General features: G+C 48.1%; 13 protein-coding genes. 12 read left to right on the top strand and 1 reads right to left on the bottom strand.

What is annotated here, in order from left to right; genetic code table 11:
* Positions 1-231: 231 nt before the first annotated feature.
* The 8 genes from ettA to BMW65_RS06895 all read left to right on the top strand — a co-directional run bounded on the left by ettA (position 232) and on the right by BMW65_RS06895 (position 10,413).
* Positions 232-1,917: an energy-dependent translational throttle protein EttA gene (gene ettA / locus BMW65_RS06930; protein ID WP_090603923.1), complete on the top strand. Its 1,686-nt coding sequence runs from the start codon at positions 232-234 to the stop codon at positions 1,915-1,917.
* Positions 1,917-3,125 carry a PAS domain-containing sensor histidine kinase gene (locus BMW65_RS06925; protein ID WP_090603921.1) on the top strand — a complete coding sequence of 403 codons (1,209 nt, stop codon included), beginning with the start codon at positions 1,917-1,919 and terminating at the stop codon, positions 3,123-3,125. Before ettA ends, BMW65_RS06925 begins: the two co-directional genes overlap by 1 nt.
* Positions 3,115-4,179 carry a response regulator gene (locus BMW65_RS06920; protein WP_090603919.1) on the top strand — a complete coding sequence of 355 codons (1,065 nt, stop codon included), beginning with the start codon at positions 3,115-3,117 and terminating at the stop codon, positions 4,177-4,179. Before BMW65_RS06925 ends, BMW65_RS06920 begins: the two co-directional genes overlap by 11 nt.
* A 111-nt stretch (positions 4,180-4,290) precedes the next feature.
* Positions 4,291-4,785: a Rossmann-fold NAD(P)-binding domain-containing protein gene (locus BMW65_RS06915; RefSeq protein ID WP_245747526.1), complete on the top strand. Its 495-nt coding sequence runs from the start codon at positions 4,291-4,293 to the stop codon at positions 4,783-4,785.
* Positions 4,766-6,136 carry an oxygen-independent coproporphyrinogen III oxidase gene (hemN, locus tag BMW65_RS06910; RefSeq protein WP_090603917.1) on the top strand — a complete coding sequence of 457 codons (1,371 nt, stop codon included), beginning with the start codon at positions 4,766-4,768 and terminating at the stop codon, positions 6,134-6,136. Before BMW65_RS06915 ends, hemN begins: the two co-directional genes overlap by 20 nt.
* 13 nt (positions 6,137-6,149) lie before the next feature.
* Positions 6,150-8,561 carry a heavy metal translocating P-type ATPase gene (locus BMW65_RS06905; RefSeq protein ID WP_090603915.1) on the top strand — a complete coding sequence of 804 codons (2,412 nt, stop codon included), beginning with the start codon at positions 6,150-6,152 and terminating at the stop codon, positions 8,559-8,561.
* Positions 8,558-8,773, top strand: a complete 216-nt coding sequence (ccoS, locus tag BMW65_RS06900; RefSeq protein WP_090603913.1) for a cbb3-type cytochrome oxidase assembly protein CcoS — start codon at positions 8,558-8,560, stop codon at positions 8,771-8,773. Before BMW65_RS06905 ends, ccoS begins: the two co-directional genes overlap by 4 nt.
* 86 nt (positions 8,774-8,859) lie before the next feature.
* On the top strand, positions 8,860-10,413 hold the full coding sequence (locus BMW65_RS06895; protein ID WP_090603911.1) for a SulP family inorganic anion transporter: 1,554 nt from the start codon (positions 8,860-8,862) through the stop codon (positions 10,411-10,413).
* Positions 10,414-10,431: 18 nt separating this feature from the next.
* Here BMW65_RS06895 and BMW65_RS06890 read toward each other — a convergent pair whose 3' ends face one another.
* Complete coding sequence (locus BMW65_RS06890; protein WP_317040428.1) at positions 10,432-10,743, bottom strand: hypothetical protein; 312 nt, start codon at positions 10,741-10,743, stop codon at positions 10,432-10,434.
* A gap of 147 nt (positions 10,744-10,890) precedes the next feature.
* On the opposite strand from BMW65_RS06890, the gene ccoN reads away from it, so the two are divergent.
* Genes ccoN through ccoG form a run of 4 tightly spaced genes read left to right on the top strand, consistent with a single transcriptional unit; the run spans position 10,891 to position 15,548 of the window.
* The gene (gene ccoN / locus BMW65_RS06885; protein WP_090603909.1) at positions 10,891-13,017 is read left to right on the top strand and encodes a cytochrome-c oxidase, cbb3-type subunit I; all 2,127 of its coding nucleotides are present in this window, start codon (positions 10,891-10,893) and stop codon (positions 13,015-13,017) included.
* A gap of 21 nt (positions 13,018-13,038) precedes the next feature.
* Positions 13,039-13,215, top strand: a complete 177-nt coding sequence (locus BMW65_RS24110; protein ID WP_177181028.1) for a hypothetical protein — start codon at positions 13,039-13,041, stop codon at positions 13,213-13,215.
* Positions 13,216-13,236: 21 nt separating this feature from the next.
* Positions 13,237-14,154, top strand: coding sequence for a cbb3-type cytochrome c oxidase N-terminal domain-containing protein (locus BMW65_RS06880; RefSeq protein WP_090603907.1), 918 nt, complete (start codon positions 13,237-13,239; stop codon positions 14,152-14,154).
* Between the two features lie 11 nt (positions 14,155-14,165).
* Entirely contained in the window at positions 14,166-15,548 is a 1,383-nt protein-coding gene (ccoG, locus tag BMW65_RS06875) for a cytochrome c oxidase accessory protein CcoG (protein WP_090603905.1), read from the top strand.
* The last annotated feature ends 11 nt before the right edge of the window (positions 15,549-15,559 follow it).

The raw sequence follows: 15,559 nt of genomic DNA, 5'->3' as shown, positions 1-15,559 counted from the left end.
CTAAGGATGCGATAAATGTAGAAAAAATTATCGCTTGTGCCCTTAATATTTGTGTAACATTTATCAACAATTAAGCCATTGACACAAATATAGCATTTTGTCAGTTTCCATGAAAGATTTATTACATCATTCTGACTATACGCCTTATGCTGTCGCTGCTTGCATATGAAGGGTAAGTTAGCTAAGTTTGCACTTCCTATTTAGTTTTACAACGTTTGTAAAAACCACAACATGTCTGACGAGAAAATTATATTTTCCATGGCGGGGGTAAATAAAATCTACCCACCCCAGAAGCAAGTACTGAAAAATATTTACCTCTCTTTTTTCTATGGAGCTAAGATAGGCGTCATTGGCCTCAACGGCTCAGGAAAATCGTCACTATTGCGGATTATCGCCGGATTGGACAATTCCTACCAGGGCGAAGTGGTGTTCTCTCCGGGCTATTCTGTGGGCTATTTGGCGCAGGAGCCCGAATTGGATACCAGTAAATCGGTTCGTGAAATTGTCGAAGAAGGTGTAGCGGAAACTACTGCAATTTTGAAGGAATATGAAGAAATCAACGAGCGATTCGGGCTACCGGAAGTGTATGAGAATCCCGACGAAATGGATCGGTTATTAGCCAGGCAGGGTGAATTGCAGGACAAAATCGATGCTTCGGGTGCATGGGAGATCGACAGCAAGTTGGAACGGGCCATGGATGCGCTCCGCTGTCCGGAGCCTGAGCGACGAGTAGACACATTGTCAGGAGGCGAGCGCCGCAGGGTGGCATTATGTCGTTTATTGTTGCAGGAGCCCGATGTCCTCTTATTAGATGAGCCGACCAACCACCTGGATGCCGAGTCCATCGACTGGCTCGAACAGCACCTGCAGCAATATAAAGGCACCGTCATTGCCGTCACCCACGATCGGTATTTTTTGGATAACGTGGCGGGCTGGATACTGGAACTCGATCGCGGGGAAGGAATCCCATGGAAAGGCAATTACTCCTCATGGCTTGATCAGAAGGCGAAGCGGCTTGCCCAGGAGGAAAGAACCGAAAGTAAGCGGCAAAAAACGCTGGAACGCGAACTCGAATGGGTACGGATGGCGCCCAAAGCACGCCATGCTAAATCCAAAGCTCGTTTGCATAACTACGAAAAACTGGCCTCCGAGGAAACTAAAGAACGGGAAGAAAAGCTGGAGCTTTTTATCCCACCGGGCCCGCGATTGGGCAACGTGGTTATCGAAGCACAACAAGTGAGCAAGGCTTATGGGGACAAGATTTTGTTTGAAAACCTGAGTTTTTCACTGCCACCCGCGGGCATCGTGGGTATTATCGGGCCTAACGGAGCGGGGAAAACCACCCTCTTTAGGCTTATTACGGGCCAGGATCAGCCCGATAACGGTACCTTCCGTGTCGGGGAAACCGTGGCACTTGGCTACGTAGATCAGTTGCACGATGATTTGGATCCGGATAAGACCGTATGGGAAAACATCACCGGCGGAAATGAAAACGTGCAATTGGGCAATCGGTTTGTCAATTCCCGGGCGTATGTTTCCAAATTTAATTTCAATGGTGCTGACCAGCAAAAGAAAGTAGGTGTACTTTCGGGCGGGGAGCGCAACCGTGTACACCTGGCCATCACCTTAAAAAAGGGCGCCAACGTACTCCTGCTTGACGAGCCTACCAACGATATTGATGTCAATACCTTGCGGGCACTGGAAGAAGGATTGGAAAATTTCGGCGGATGTGCTGTGGTCATCTCGCACGACCGTTGGTTTCTCGACCGCATATGTACCCATATACTGGCTTTCGAGGGAGACTCTCAAGTCTATTTCTTTGAAGGAAACTATACCGAATACGAGGAAAACCGTAAGAAACGTCTGGGCGATACCGCGCCCAAACGTATTAAATATAAGAAATTGGTCAAAGGATAATGGATACCGCCAAGTTACTTAAGGCAATCATTGAAAATGCGATCGACGGTATCATCACCATTGACTGGCATGGTACCGTGGAATCTATTAATCCGGCAGCGCTGAGGCTCTTCGGATACGACGCTGCTGAGGTCATCGGGCAAAACATATCCATATTGATGCCCGAGCCAGACCGTAGCAATCATGATGGTTACATTGAAAACTATCATCGGACCGGACATAAGAAAATCATCGGAATCGGCCGTGAGGTGAGAGGCAAGCGCAAAGACGGCAGCACCTTTCCATTCCGCCTCGCTGTTAGTGAGGTGCATTACGAAAATAAGACGGCTTTTACAGGGTTTGTACATGACTTATCCAAGGAAAAAGAAGCGGAGGAAAAGCTTCTCTACCATATGGAGGAATTGGAAGCAACCGTCAGCAACCGTACAAAAGACCTGATCAAACTGGTATCTGAACTGGAAAAGGCCAAATCCGAAGTAAGCTTGTCGCTGGAAAAGGAGAAGGAACTTAACCAGATGAAGTCCAGGTTTGTCTCCATGGCTTCGCATGAGTTTCGCACACCGTTGAGTGCTGTACAGTTGTCGGCATCGCTGATTGAAAAATACATTGAAAAACCCGATAAAGCCAATGTGCTTAAGCATACGGGGCGGATCAAAAATTCTGTACAGTTGCTCACCAGCATCCTAAATGATTTTTTATCGCTCGAACGGTTGGAAGCGGGCAAAGTGTTAGCTGCTAAACAAGAAATAAATTTGGTGCAGCTTGCCGAAGAAATCACCGAGGAGATGCAGATGATCTGCAAGGCCAACCAGCATATTGTATACCAGCATACGGGCTCTACCGGAAAATTTGACCTCGATGCCAATTTGTTGAAAAATTGTATTATCAATTTGATATCCAATGCGATAAAATATTCGGGGGAGAATACGTTCATTGAGTTCAATACGGAAATCAATGATGATACCTGTACCATTGTCATCAAAGATGACGGAATAGGCATACCCGAGGAAGACCAGAAAAGTTTGTTCGAACCATTTTTCCGGGCACATAATACCGGCAACATCCCGGGTACGGGCTTGGGACTTAATATTGTGAAAAGATATGTATCTTTGATGGGCGGTCAAGTGACTTGGCACAGTGCCCAGCATAAAGGTACCCTATTTACACTTACCTTCAGTAATACGATACCGGAACTAAATGACTACTAAGCAAATCAATGTGTTGATCATCGAAGACAACGATGATATCCGCGAAGGGACGAAAGAAATCCTTGAACTTACCGGCTATCAGGTGTATACCGCACCAGAAGGCAAAACCGGAGTAGATATGGCCTTGAAACATCTACCGGATATCATTCTGTGTGATATCATGATGCCGGAATTGGATGGCTTTGGCGTATTGTACATGCTTTCCAAACATCCGGAAGCCGCTACGATACCGTTCATCTTTCTGACGGCGAAAGCTGAACGTGCGGATATGCGCAAAGCAATGGAAATGGGCGCCGACGATTACCTGACCAAACCTTTTGATGATATCGAATTGCTGAATGCTATTGAGACACGTCTTAAAAAGCGCAAACAACTGGGAACGGACAATAACGTCCGGAAAAACTTATATTTAAGTGACGAGGAGCAAGAGTTGCTACTCAAAGAGCTGGTACAGGGAGCACGGGTAAAAACCTACCGGAAGAAGCAGTTTATTTATCAGGAACGTGATATGCCACTCTATGTATATTACGTAAAAAAAGGGAAAGTACGTAACTTTTTGTACTACTTGGATGGCCGTGAATTATCAACTGATATTCACGTGTCCGATTCATTTTTTGGCTATGAGGCGTTATTGTTGCAGCAACAGTACAACGATAATGCAGAGACGCTGGAAGAAGTTGAATTGGCATTGATTGATAAAGAACAATTCTTTGAATTGCTATACCGGAAGCCGGGAATTGCCAATAAATTCATTAAATGGTTGTCGGGTACTATCCGTGGCAAGGAAGATCAGTTGCTTGCGTTTGCTTACGATTCCGTGCGTAAACGGGTAGCCAATGCGTTGATAAGTGTTGCCGAAAAGACTATCTCCAATGCATCGGCGGATGAATGCCTTATCCGGATCTCAAGGGATGATTTGGCCTCTTTGGCCGGGACGGCGAATGAAACCATCAGTCGCATGCTGGCTGATTTTAAAGACGAAAAACTAATTGCAAAAGAGGGAAATGCCATCCGCATCTTATCCATCCATCGATTGAGAAATATTAAACAATAGCCCGCGTGGCCAATCCTATTTTACTTTTTTTCTAAAATGTGATCACTATCATTTTTTAGATTGACCCCTCACATCGCCTGCCATAGGCTGCTCCTGTAATTTTGTGGGACAATGAATACACCAGAAAATCATTTTCCCACGGACACGGACAGACGGATGAAAGCAATTGCCTATAGTATAAAGCCTCAGGAGAAGGAGCATTTGGCTCTTGCCAACGGAAAGCGGCATGATTTGACGTTGATATCCAACGAACTGAACGTAAAGACCGTATCCTACGCCCACGGAAAAGAGGTCGTTATCGTTTCCACGTATGACATACTGGATCGCGAAATGCTATGGGAACTCAAAAATGCAGGAGTAAAAAAAATCATCACCCGATCCAAAATTACCACACACATCGACCTGAAAGAGGCTACACGGATGGGATTGAAAGTGGCCAATGCACCAGACGAAGACCAGTCCATTGAAAGTATCGCCAAGCAAACGATACGCAACCTGAATGCTTGGGATGCTGGAAAATGTGTAGGCAAAGCCTGTTGCTGCCAAAAGGTTTGCACAATGGACAATGCCGATAGCCCCTACGTGTATGGAAACAACGAAAAATAAGCTATTGGAATTGGTCCAGCGCTATGACGTGGCTGCACCGCGTTATACGAGCTACCCCACGGTGCCGTGTTGGGATGAAAATACTTGGAGTCCAGGCAAATGGATTCATCATGTCCGTTTGCAACTGGCTCAATCTTCATCACGGGGAATCAGCCTCTATGTCCACCTTCCGTTTTGTGAAAGCTTATGTACCTATTGCGGTTGCAACACACGCATTACCAAAAACCATGGTGTAGAAGTGCCTTATATTGATGCCGTATTGGCCGAATGGAAGCTCTATCGAAACCATCTCAGTGCAGATAGTCTGCCCATTAGTGAGATACACCTGGGAGGGGGGACGCCGACATTTTTCAGCCCGATTCAGCTCGATAGGCTGGTGGCTGGTTTGCTCGATGGCAACCACGTGCTTCCGGGTGCGTCATTTTCCTTTGAAGCACATCCTGCAAATACGACTATTGAACATCTTCAACTACTATTTGACGCAGGTTTCAGGCGACTGAGCCTGGGCATACAGGATTTTGATAGTGGGGTACAACAGTTGATCAACCGGAGACAGACCGAAGCCGATGTGTGGCGGGTCATGAAAGATGCCCGCCAAATCGGCTATACGTCCATTAATTTTGATCTGATTTATGGACTCCCGCTACAGACCTTGAAAAGCGTATCGGATACGGTGAAGAAAGCGCTGGCCATGCGACCCGACCGCATCTCGTTTTATAGCTATGCGCATGTGCCGTGGATGAGGCCCGGCCAGCGACGTTATACGGAAGAAGACCTGCCGAAGGGCCGAGATAAACTCGAGCTTTATCTCCTTGGCAAATCGGCCATTAAACAGGCCGGCTACCGCGATGTGGGCATGGATCATTTCGCCTTGCCCAATGATGCGCTCTGCCGGGCGGCAGATGACGGATCGCTGCACCGTAATTTCATGGGTTATACCGATCGGTATACGCCGCTGCTTATCGGACTTGGCGTATCGTCCATCAGCGATTCATGGACGGCATTTGCCCAGAATGTGAAAACCGTGGAGGAATACAAAGCATTGGTGAATGCAGGCCAACTCCCGGTTTTTAAGGGACATGTATTGTCGACAGCAGACCTATCGGTAAGGAAACGTATCTTGGACATCATGTGTCGTGGCACCACGATACTGGATGTGCCGGCAGCGCAGTCGGCGACGATACTCCGGCGGCTGGCACCACTATTCGCCGATGGGCTGGTATCCTGGGATGGCCTGCATGTGAAGGTTACGAAAAAGGGATTTTCCTTTTTACGCAATATCTGCATGGCATTTGATGAACGATTGCATGCAAAACACTATACGCACCCTCTATTCAGCAAAGCTGTATAACCAATTGTGAAGGATGAATACGGAAACGAAAACATCGAAAAATACCAAATGCTTTCATTGTGGTGACGCATTGCCCAATGCGGTGTATGAATCGGATGGACATGCATTCTGCTGTCTGGGGTGCCAGAGCGTATACCAAATATTGAGCAGCAGTAACATGCAGCAATATTACCGGTATAATGCCCACCCCGGTAAAAAGCGAAACGACCAGGCTGATCGGTATGAGTACTTGGACGAACCTGCCATTGCTGATAAATTGATTGATTTCAAGAATGACGAGATCACCATGGTGACATTCTATGTTCCGTCCATCCATTGCAGTTCATGCGTGTGGCTGCTCGAACATTTGTATAAACTGCATCCGGCCATTGTCTTATCGCAGAGCGATTTTCTGAAAAAACAGGTGAATATCACTTTCAAACATGGAGATATATCCCTGCGGGCGCTGGTCGAGTTGCTGACCAATGTGGGGTATGAACCCAAGATTACCTTGCAGGATGTGGTGAAAGCGGGTCAGGAATTTTCCCAGAAGGGATTGATTGCCAAGATTGCTGTTGCAGGGTTTTGTTTTGGTAATTCGATGATGCTGAGCTTCCCCGAATACTTCGGCATGGCGGCATTTGAAGCCAAATATTCCATTTTTTTCGGCTGGATGAATCTCAGCTTTGCGCTTCCGGTATTGCTTTACAGCGGGCGGGATTATTTCCGATCGGCATGGCACAGCCTGTGGCAACGGCAGCTTAGTCTGGATGTACCCTTGGCGTTGGGCATTTTGGTGTTGTTCGCCCGTACCGCGTGGGAGATTCTATCCGGCGCGGGGCCAGGGTTTGCTGATACGCTCTGTGGGTTGGTTTTTTTCCTGCTGGTAGGCCGGTGGGTACAGCAGCGGACGTACCACCACCTGTCTTTTGAACGGGATTACCGCTCTTATTTTCCGGTAGCGGTGACACGCCTTGGCGATGAGGGAGCAAAGCCTGTACCCATTGCGGAAATATGCATGGGGGATCGGCTCCTTATCCGAAATAAGGAGATTATTCCGGCTGATGCCATTTTATTAAAGGGACGGGCAGCAATAGACTTCAGCTTCGTCACGGGTGAGTCTGAGCCCGTGGAAAAAGTACTCGGTGAAATCATTTATGCTGGTGGGCGACAGTTGGGTGAAGCTATCGAACTGGAGGTTGTTAAAGCCGTATCGCAGAGCTACCTGACCAAGCTTTGGAACAACGATGCTTTTAAGCAATATGAAAAGCGATTCCGCACGTTCAGCAATGTGGTCAGCCAGTATTTTACCGTCGTGCTCCTGGGGATTGCCTTTTCAGCGATGGCTTACTGGTTTTTGCATGATGACGTGGCAAAGGCATGGGGGGCTTTTACAGCGGTATTAATCATTGCTTGCCCCTGCGCGCTGGCGTTGAGTTCGCCATTTACCTTATCGGCGGCGCTGAGTGTCTTTGATAAAAACCGCTTCTATGTAAAAAACACGGCGGCCATCGAGCAACTGGCTGCGGTAAATTGCTTGGTTTTCGACAAAACCGGTACGATATCTTCGCCCAGTGCCACGCGGATGCGTTTTGAAGGAAATTTAGAAGCCGAAGAGCTCGCCATGGTAGCAGCGGTATGCCAAAACTCGAATCACCCATTGAGCCGCGAACTTGTGAAATGGGCGGGATCCATCGGGAGGTGGCCCGTAGCGGATTACCGCGAAATCGGAGGAAAAGGAATTGAAGCGTTGGTCAATTCAAACTGGATACGTATAGGGAGTGCCGCGTTCACGGGGGCGTCAGCTGCAGGAGGCCTACGCGCCGGAAGCAATATCCATATCTCCATCAATGGCAAGGCAAAGGGCTGCTTTTTTGTGGAGCAACCCTGGCGGGAAAATCTTGGTGAAATCATGGGAGAATTGGCTAAGGGATATGAATTGCACTTGATTTCGGGCGACAATGCTAAGGAAAAAGATCGGCTTCGTGAAATTTTTCCTGGGAATGCGGATTTACTGTTCAATAAACTCCCCGCTGAAAAATTGGAATACATCCAACTATTACAACAAGCAGGTAGCAAGGTATGCATGTTTGGTGATGGGCTTAATGATGCCGGCGCACTCAAACGGGCAGACTTAGGCATCGCAGTAAGTGATGACATCAATAATTTTTCCCCGGGATGCGACGCTATACTGGATGGTAAGTCGTTTGCCCTGTTGCCGCGTTTTCTCCGGTTTGCCAAAGATGCGGTGCGCGTCATCCGCATGAGTTTTGGCATTTCGTTGACCTATAACATCGTGGGATTGAGTTTTGCTGTGATGGGCACGATGTCGCCACTATTTGCCGCAGTCTTAATGCCGTTGAGTACCATTACCATTATTGGCTTTACTACCATAGCTACGCATATATACGCATCCCGGAACCAGTTAAACAATAGGCCATCATGAGCGCGATATTTTTTCTTATCGGATGCAGCGTGTTTATTGCGTTGATCTTTTTGGCCGCTTTTTTCTGGGCCAACAAGACCGGGCAGCATGAGGATACGTATACACCTTCCGTGCGTATACTGTTTGATGATGAGCCGATGGAGGAGTCGGGAGGCCGAAGCCAGGAGTTGGAAATCCGGGATCCGGAGTTGGAAGCAGTCCGTAAACCCTGATTTATTACATTATTTTTGTTACTTTTACGGCAGGGAGCCTGCAGCCGTAGGGCTGCTTAGGTCACATCATTTTTTATGCTGTTCGCATGAAACGGAAATTGAAGTATTACCGGCTTGTATGGCTCAAACATGACCTGCCTGCCGGTTTGTCCGTTTTTTTAGTGGCATTGCCGCTTTGTTTGGGTGTCGCTTTGGCATCAGGTGCCCCGTTGTACGCGGGGTTGCTATCCGGAATTATCGGCGGCTTGGTGGTAGCGTTGATCAGCGGTTCATCATTGGCCGTGTCGGGCCCGGCGGCGGGCCTGACGACATTGGTAGCGGCCTCCATCGCGTCGTTGGGTGATTACCGCATATTTTTACTTACGGTTGTCATCGCGGGCTTTTTCCAACTGCTATTGGGTATACTAAAACTGGGCGCCATCGCCAATTATTTCCCTTCAGCGGTGATAAAAGGGATGCTTGCTGCTATCGGCATCATATTGATTTCCAAGCAAGTACCATTGGCTTTAGGTTACGAACAGCCTGATTTCTGGCGAAGTGGATTTTTGGAGATTTTTTCGAAGGAAGTCTTTTCCGGGGATTTTGATTTTTATCGTGACCACCTGACCTTAGCAGCGGTTTGCATCACGGTGCTATCGCTCCTTGCGATGCTCATCTTTCAAAGACCTTATTTTAAGCGATTTTCGTATATTCCTGCTGCGTTGGCTGCCGTATTGGCAGGTGTCATCGTTCATCTTATTTTTACCAAAATAGCGGGAATATATCCACTGAAGCAAAGCCAGTTGGTGGATATTCCCCTCAACATTGCTGAAAGTCTTACTTTTCCCGACTTCAGTAAGTTGTTTTCAACTTCCCTGATTTGGAAAAATGGGCTTTTTATTGGTCTGTTGGCCACGTTGGAAACATTGCTGTGCATCGAAGCGGTAGACAAATTGGATAAACGCAACCGCATCACGCCGGTAAACCGTGAATTAGTAGCGCAGGGGATAGGGAATATCGCATGCGGATTACTGGGGGCCATTCCGATTACGGCTGTTGTAGTGCGGGGCGCGGCTAATATCCAAGCGGGTGGTCGTACCAAGCTTTCGGCCTTCACACATGGCATCTTCCTGCTGATTGCCGTTGCATTGATTCCCATGGCGATTAACTTTATCCCTTATGCCTCGCTGGCTGCCGTCCTGCTGGTAACGGGTTATAACCTGACGAAGCCCTCGCTTTACGTAAACATGTGGCGTTTGGGATGGGCACAATTTTTTCCTTTTCTAATTACCATCGTCATTATCCTCGCCACGGACTTGCTTATTGGTGTCTCCATTGGGTTGCTGATCTCGCTTTATTACATTATCCAGAATAATTTCCGGACGGAATTCCGGGTAACGAAAAGCGTTATCCATGGTATTGACCATTACCAGGTTAAACTGAATACCGATGTAACCTTTTTAAATAAGGTAAAGCTGAGGAAAACACTGGATGAAGTGCCTGAATACAGTGTGTTGACGATTGATGGGAGCGAATCAGATTTCATCGATTATGATATTCTGGAAATCATCAGTGAATTTGAGAGCAAGGCCCGCTATAAGCATATCGAATTGCACCTTCAAGGAATCAAAAAAGTGGAATTGACATCGTCTTTACATTAGAGGCAAAGCGATTGCAGCTTATAGCAGCAGATTTATCAATGCCAACCATTCTTCTTCCAACGTTGTTGCCGGTCGTTGCTGCCCCGCCCGGCGATACCAGTAATCAGCATTCCAAAGATCGCCTTCTTTGCGGTGAAGGTAGGCATGTACATGGGCGGACTGTTTGTCGGCTAAATCATTAATCAAATCATGGGCTTGCTCCCACTCACCTTTGCCATCATACCACAAGGCCTCAAGCTGTACGGTAAGGCCGATGGGTGGTGTGTCGTGCTCCAGGGATGACTTGAATGCCGCGATGTTCATAAGCTGTTTGTCCGTTAATCTTGCCAAATGTACGTTATTTTTATTTTTCGCTACCAATCACGAACCACCCACCACCAAAGAAATAGTGACTACCATTACTTTTAAACCCAATCGCCGTCATTCGACTGACACTCCGGTGACAGTAATTTTACCGACGGAAAAACAATTACAGCAATGCAGCTAACTAAATTTAATTACGACAACAAGATTGTAAGGGATTTCGGTATCGCCACTATCATCTGGGGCATTGTCGGCATGTCCGTAGGGTTATTGGTGGCCATTCAGTTGATATGGCCATTTATGAACTTCGAACTCCAATACACGACGTTTGGGCGGGTACGTCCGTTGCACACGAATGCCGTTATTTTCGCATTTGTGGGAAACGCCATTTTTATGGGGGTGTACTACTCGTTGCAGCGACTGCTTAAAGCCCGTATGTTCAGTGATCTGCTGAGTCGGGTGCATTTTTGGGGCTGGCAACTGATTATTCTGGCTGCGGCCATCACGCTGCCACTGGGTATCACGACGTCCCATGAGTATGCGGAGCTGGAATTGCCGATAGACATTGGGATTACCATCATCTGGGTAGTTTTTGGAATCAACATGTTTGGCACCATTATCAAGCGGCGTGAACGGCATATGTACGTGGCCATCTGGTTTTATATCGCCACGTTTGTCACCGTAGCCGTGCTACACATCGTCAATTCGGTACAGCTGCCGATCTCGATGTGGAAGAGTTATTACCTCTATGCCGGTGTCCAGGATGCGCTGGTGCAGTGGTGGTACGGGCACAATGCTGTCGCATTCTTCTTGACGACTCCTTACCTGGGCATGATGTATTATTTTCTGCCCAAGATGGCCAACCGGCCCATCTACTCCTATAAGCTGAGTATTCTGCACTTCTGGTCGTTGATTTTTATTTACATCTGGGCTGGGCCGCACCATTTGTTGTATACGTCATTGCCGGGATGGGTACAGTCGCTCGGCGTAGTATTTTCCATCATGCTCATCGCTCCCAGTTGGGGCGGGATGATCAACGGGCTGCTCACCCTGCGGGGGGCATGGGATAAGGTACGTACGGAGCCTACATTGAAATTCATGGTGGTGGCACTTACGGCTTATGGCATGGCCACTTTTGAAGGCCCCATGCTTTCGTTGAAGCAGGTCAATGCCATTGCACACTTTACCGACTGGATTGTTGCCCACGTGCATGTGGGTGCATTGGGTTGGAATGGATTTATGACCTTTGCTATCCTCTATTGGTTGATACCCAGGGTTTATAGAACGGAGCTGTATTCAAAGAAACTCGCATCCATGCACTTTTGGATAGGTACGCTGGGTATCCTTTTCTATGCGATTCCGATGTATTGGGCAGCTGTTGTACAAGGACTGATGTGGAAAGAGTTTACGCCAGAGGGTGTATTGAAATACCCCAATTTCCTGGCGACTACCCTCCAGATCATTCCGATGCACATGCTCCGTGCCATTGGCGGTACGTTGTATTTGACCGGGGCCATCCTCATGGCCTACAACTTGGTGAAAACGATGAAGAAAGGAAAGCTCTTGGCCAATGAACCGGCCGAGGCACCGGAACTGGCACCAGTGGTCGTCAACGAGCGCTCCAGGCACCGTCGTTTGGAACGCAAACCCATCCTATTCATGGTTGTGGCCTTGATCACCATTTTAATCGGGGGGCTGGTGCAGATGATGCCGACGTTTATGATTTCATCGAATGTCCCGACAATTGCCAGTGTGAAACCTTATACGGCTTTGGAATTGCAGGGCCGTGATTTATACATCCGCGAAGGCTGTGTGAGCTGTCATTCACAGACCATCCGGCCATTCCGGTCGGAAACAGCCCGCTACGGTGATTATAGCAAGGCCGGCGAATTTGTCTATGATCACCCCTTTCTCTGGGGTTCCAAACGGACTGGGCCTGATCTGCACCGCATCGGCAAAAAATATCCCAATAAGTGGCATTTCGATCACATGCTTGACCCCACTATTACTTCGCCCGGCAGCATCATGCCGCCATATCCTTGGCTTATCGAGCAACCCCTGGATACTACGGCCACTAAAGCCAAGTTGAATGCCATGCGGATTTTGGGCGTGCCGTATACCGATGCCGATATCAATGCAGCAAACACCCACCTCCACCAACAGGCTGAAACCATCGTGGCGGACTTAGGGCAACAGGGTGTCACGATACGGCCGGATCGGGAAATCATCGCCTTGATCGCCTATCTGCAACGATTAGGGACAGATATCAAGGCACAAGCAACGGCAGCAACACAGGATTAACGCTTTAAAATTTAATAGGCAATGTTTAAGCAAATAACGGATTTGAGCGGTAATGAGTGGTACCTCATTGTTTCGCTGTGGATTTTTCTCATCTTCTTCATCGTGGTAGCCATCATGCTGGTTCGCATGCGGAAAGACTATGTAGACTACATGAAGGAAATTCCAATGGATGAAGCCGAAGAGTGTGATAATGTTTAACATACTAAACAACTACAAACCATGGAAATAGCATTTATACAGATAGATAACGTTGAGGAGGCTGCCACGGCCACTTCGTTATTCGGAAGTGGAAATATCAACAATGATATACTCATTATCGCGCTCATCATCGTAATGATCGTGGTGCTTGCCGCTGCTATCGTCGTACTCAAGGCGATGCGCGTCATGGTGCGTATCACCATGCCGCACATCTTGGAAGCAGAAAAGGAAACAAAAGTACAGGCCCTGGCCGCCCGTAAGGCCAAACGTCGGGCATGGTGGAACAAACTGATGGGATTGCGCCCGATTGCCGAAGAGAAAGATTTGATCATTGATCATACATATGACGACATCAAGGAGTTGGACAATCCTGTGCCGGCTTGGTTCAACGGCTTGTTCTATGCCTCGGTTGTATTTGCAGCGGTGTACCTCTGTGTGTACCATGTCTTTGGATGGGGGCCAAACCAGGACCAAGAATACGAACGCGAAATGGCTAAAGCTGAAAAGGCACGCCAAGAGTGGTTGGCGCAAGCCGCCAACAATATCGACGAAAATTCGGTAGAAGTGGATGCGCAGCCGGAAACGATAGCTGCTGGACAAGCTGTTTTTACCCAAAATTGTGCCGTATGCCACGGCAATGCCGGAGAAGGCGGAATTGGCCCCAACCTGACGGATGAATTCTGGTTGCATGGCGGGGAAATTCAGGATGTGTTTAAGACCGTAAAATATGGGGTACTCGACAAAGGCATGGTTCCTTGGGAACAGAGCCTTACGCCGGCGCAAATTGCAGAAGTCAGCAACTACATCCTTAGCCTAAGGGGAACGAACCCACCAAACCCGAAAGAACCACAAGGGGATAAGGTAGAATATCAGTCAGCGCAAGACGCAGCGGGAACGGAGACGGCAACAGTGGCCGGGGATGAGAAGAAGGTGATATAAAGCAGGTAGCTATGGATATGATCGTAGGAAAGGCATTGGATGGGACGAAGCCCAAGCGCGAGTGGATATATGCCAAGAAACCGGGGGGCAAATTATTTGCCTACCGCCAGTGGCTGGGCTATACGTTGCTGGCTTTATTGGTGGCAGCCCCTTTTATAAAAATCGGGGGTGAGCCGTTTCTGATGTTCAATATCATCGATCGTAAGTTTGTGCTATTCGGCAACGTGTTCTGGCCCCAAGACCTGCATATTTTCGTCTTTGGGATGCTTATTGCTATGGTGTGCATCGTGCTGTTCACCGTGGTCTATGGACGTGTGTGGTGTGGGTGGGCTTGTCCACAGACGATTTTTATGGAGCTGGTGTTCCGACGGATCGAATACTGGATAGAAGGCGACTGGCAACAGCAGAAAAAGCTGAACCAGGCACCGAATACGTGGGCCAAGCAAAGGAAAAAATTGATCAAGCATGCTATTTTTCTGCTTATCTCGTTTTTCATTTCCAACATCTTTCTTGCCTATATCATTGGGGTGGATAATCTTTGGAAAATCATGGGCGACCCGGTAAGCCAACACCTTGGGGGATTTGTTTCCATCATGCTTTTTACCTTGGTTTTTTATGCCGTGTTTGCTTACGTACGCGAAATCGTTTGTACCACGGTATGTCCCTATGGACGGTTGCAGGGGGTGCTGCTGGATGACCAAAGCATCACAGTTGCCTATGACTACAGGCGGGGCGAGCCCCGTGGTCACCGTAAAAAAGGAAGCGAACAGGCTGTAGGCGATTGCGTGGATTGCAAACTATGCGTGCACGTATGCCCAACAGGCATTGACATCCGCAACGGCTTACAGATGGAATGTGTGAGCTGTACAGCCTGCATCGATGCGTGTGATGCAGTGATGGAAAAACTGGACAAGCCCAAAAAGCTCATCGGCTTTTATGCAACGGGGGAGATTGCGGGTGACACCAAAAAAAAGGGAAACACCAGGGCAATTGCTTATACCGTCGTGTTAGTGGTGTTGATGGGTATCTTTGGCTGGTTGATATTCAGCCGGTCGCAGGTGGATGGTACGTTGCTCCGGGCAAAGGGAAGCAGTTATCAAATCCGTCCGGATGGCACGGTGAGCAACCTGTATAGCTTGGAGCTGATCAATAAAACTCATCAGGACATGCCATTCGAACTGGTAGCCGCAGCGGAAAACTTCACCGTACAGGTGGTCAATAAAATTGATGAATTAAAGAGCGGGGGTACCGCGCAGCTGAGCTTTTTCTTAATAACTGCTCAACGGGAGGTGCAGGCTTACAAGACGAACGTGAAAGTAAACGTCATGGTGGACGGAAGGGTGTTAGAGACGATGAAGACCACATTTGTAGCGCCACCCGGAGGAGGAAATTAACAACTGAAACA

Origin of the sequence: Parapedobacter koreensis (genome assembly GCF_900109365.1) — a bacterium.
In the GTDB taxonomy this organism is placed as follows: Bacteria; Bacteroidota; Bacteroidia; order Sphingobacteriales; family Sphingobacteriaceae; genus Parapedobacter; species Parapedobacter koreensis.
The sequence above is the reverse complement of the archived record's forward strand: the minus strand, read 5'-3'. Positions and strand labels throughout refer to the sequence as shown.

Coding starts and splice junctions, on each gene's coding strand:
- ettA (WP_090603923.1), top strand. CDS start 232: ATGTCTGACGAGAAAATTATATTTTCCATGGCGGGGGTAAATAAAATC.
- BMW65_RS06925 (WP_090603921.1), top strand. CDS start 1,917: ATGGATACCGCCAAGTTACTTAAGGCAATCATTGAAAATGCGATCGAC.
- BMW65_RS06920 (WP_090603919.1), top strand. CDS start 3,115: ATGACTACTAAGCAAATCAATGTGTTGATCATCGAAGACAACGATGAT.
- BMW65_RS06915 (WP_245747526.1), top strand. CDS start 4,291: ATGAATACACCAGAAAATCATTTTCCCACGGACACGGACAGACGGATG.
- hemN (WP_090603917.1), top strand. CDS start 4,766: ATGGAAACAACGAAAAATAAGCTATTGGAATTGGTCCAGCGCTATGAC.
- BMW65_RS06905 (WP_090603915.1), top strand. CDS start 6,150: ATGAATACGGAAACGAAAACATCGAAAAATACCAAATGCTTTCATTGT.
- ccoS (WP_090603913.1), top strand. CDS start 8,558: ATGAGCGCGATATTTTTTCTTATCGGATGCAGCGTGTTTATTGCGTTG.
- BMW65_RS06895 (WP_090603911.1), top strand. CDS start 8,860: ATGAAACGGAAATTGAAGTATTACCGGCTTGTATGGCTCAAACATGAC.
- ccoN (WP_090603909.1), top strand. CDS start 10,891: ATGCAGCTAACTAAATTTAATTACGACAACAAGATTGTAAGGGATTTC.
- BMW65_RS24110 (WP_177181028.1), top strand. CDS start 13,039: ATGTTTAAGCAAATAACGGATTTGAGCGGTAATGAGTGGTACCTCATT.
- BMW65_RS06880 (WP_090603907.1), top strand. CDS start 13,237: ATGGAAATAGCATTTATACAGATAGATAACGTTGAGGAGGCTGCCACG.
- ccoG (WP_090603905.1), top strand. CDS start 14,166: ATGGATATGATCGTAGGAAAGGCATTGGATGGGACGAAGCCCAAGCGC.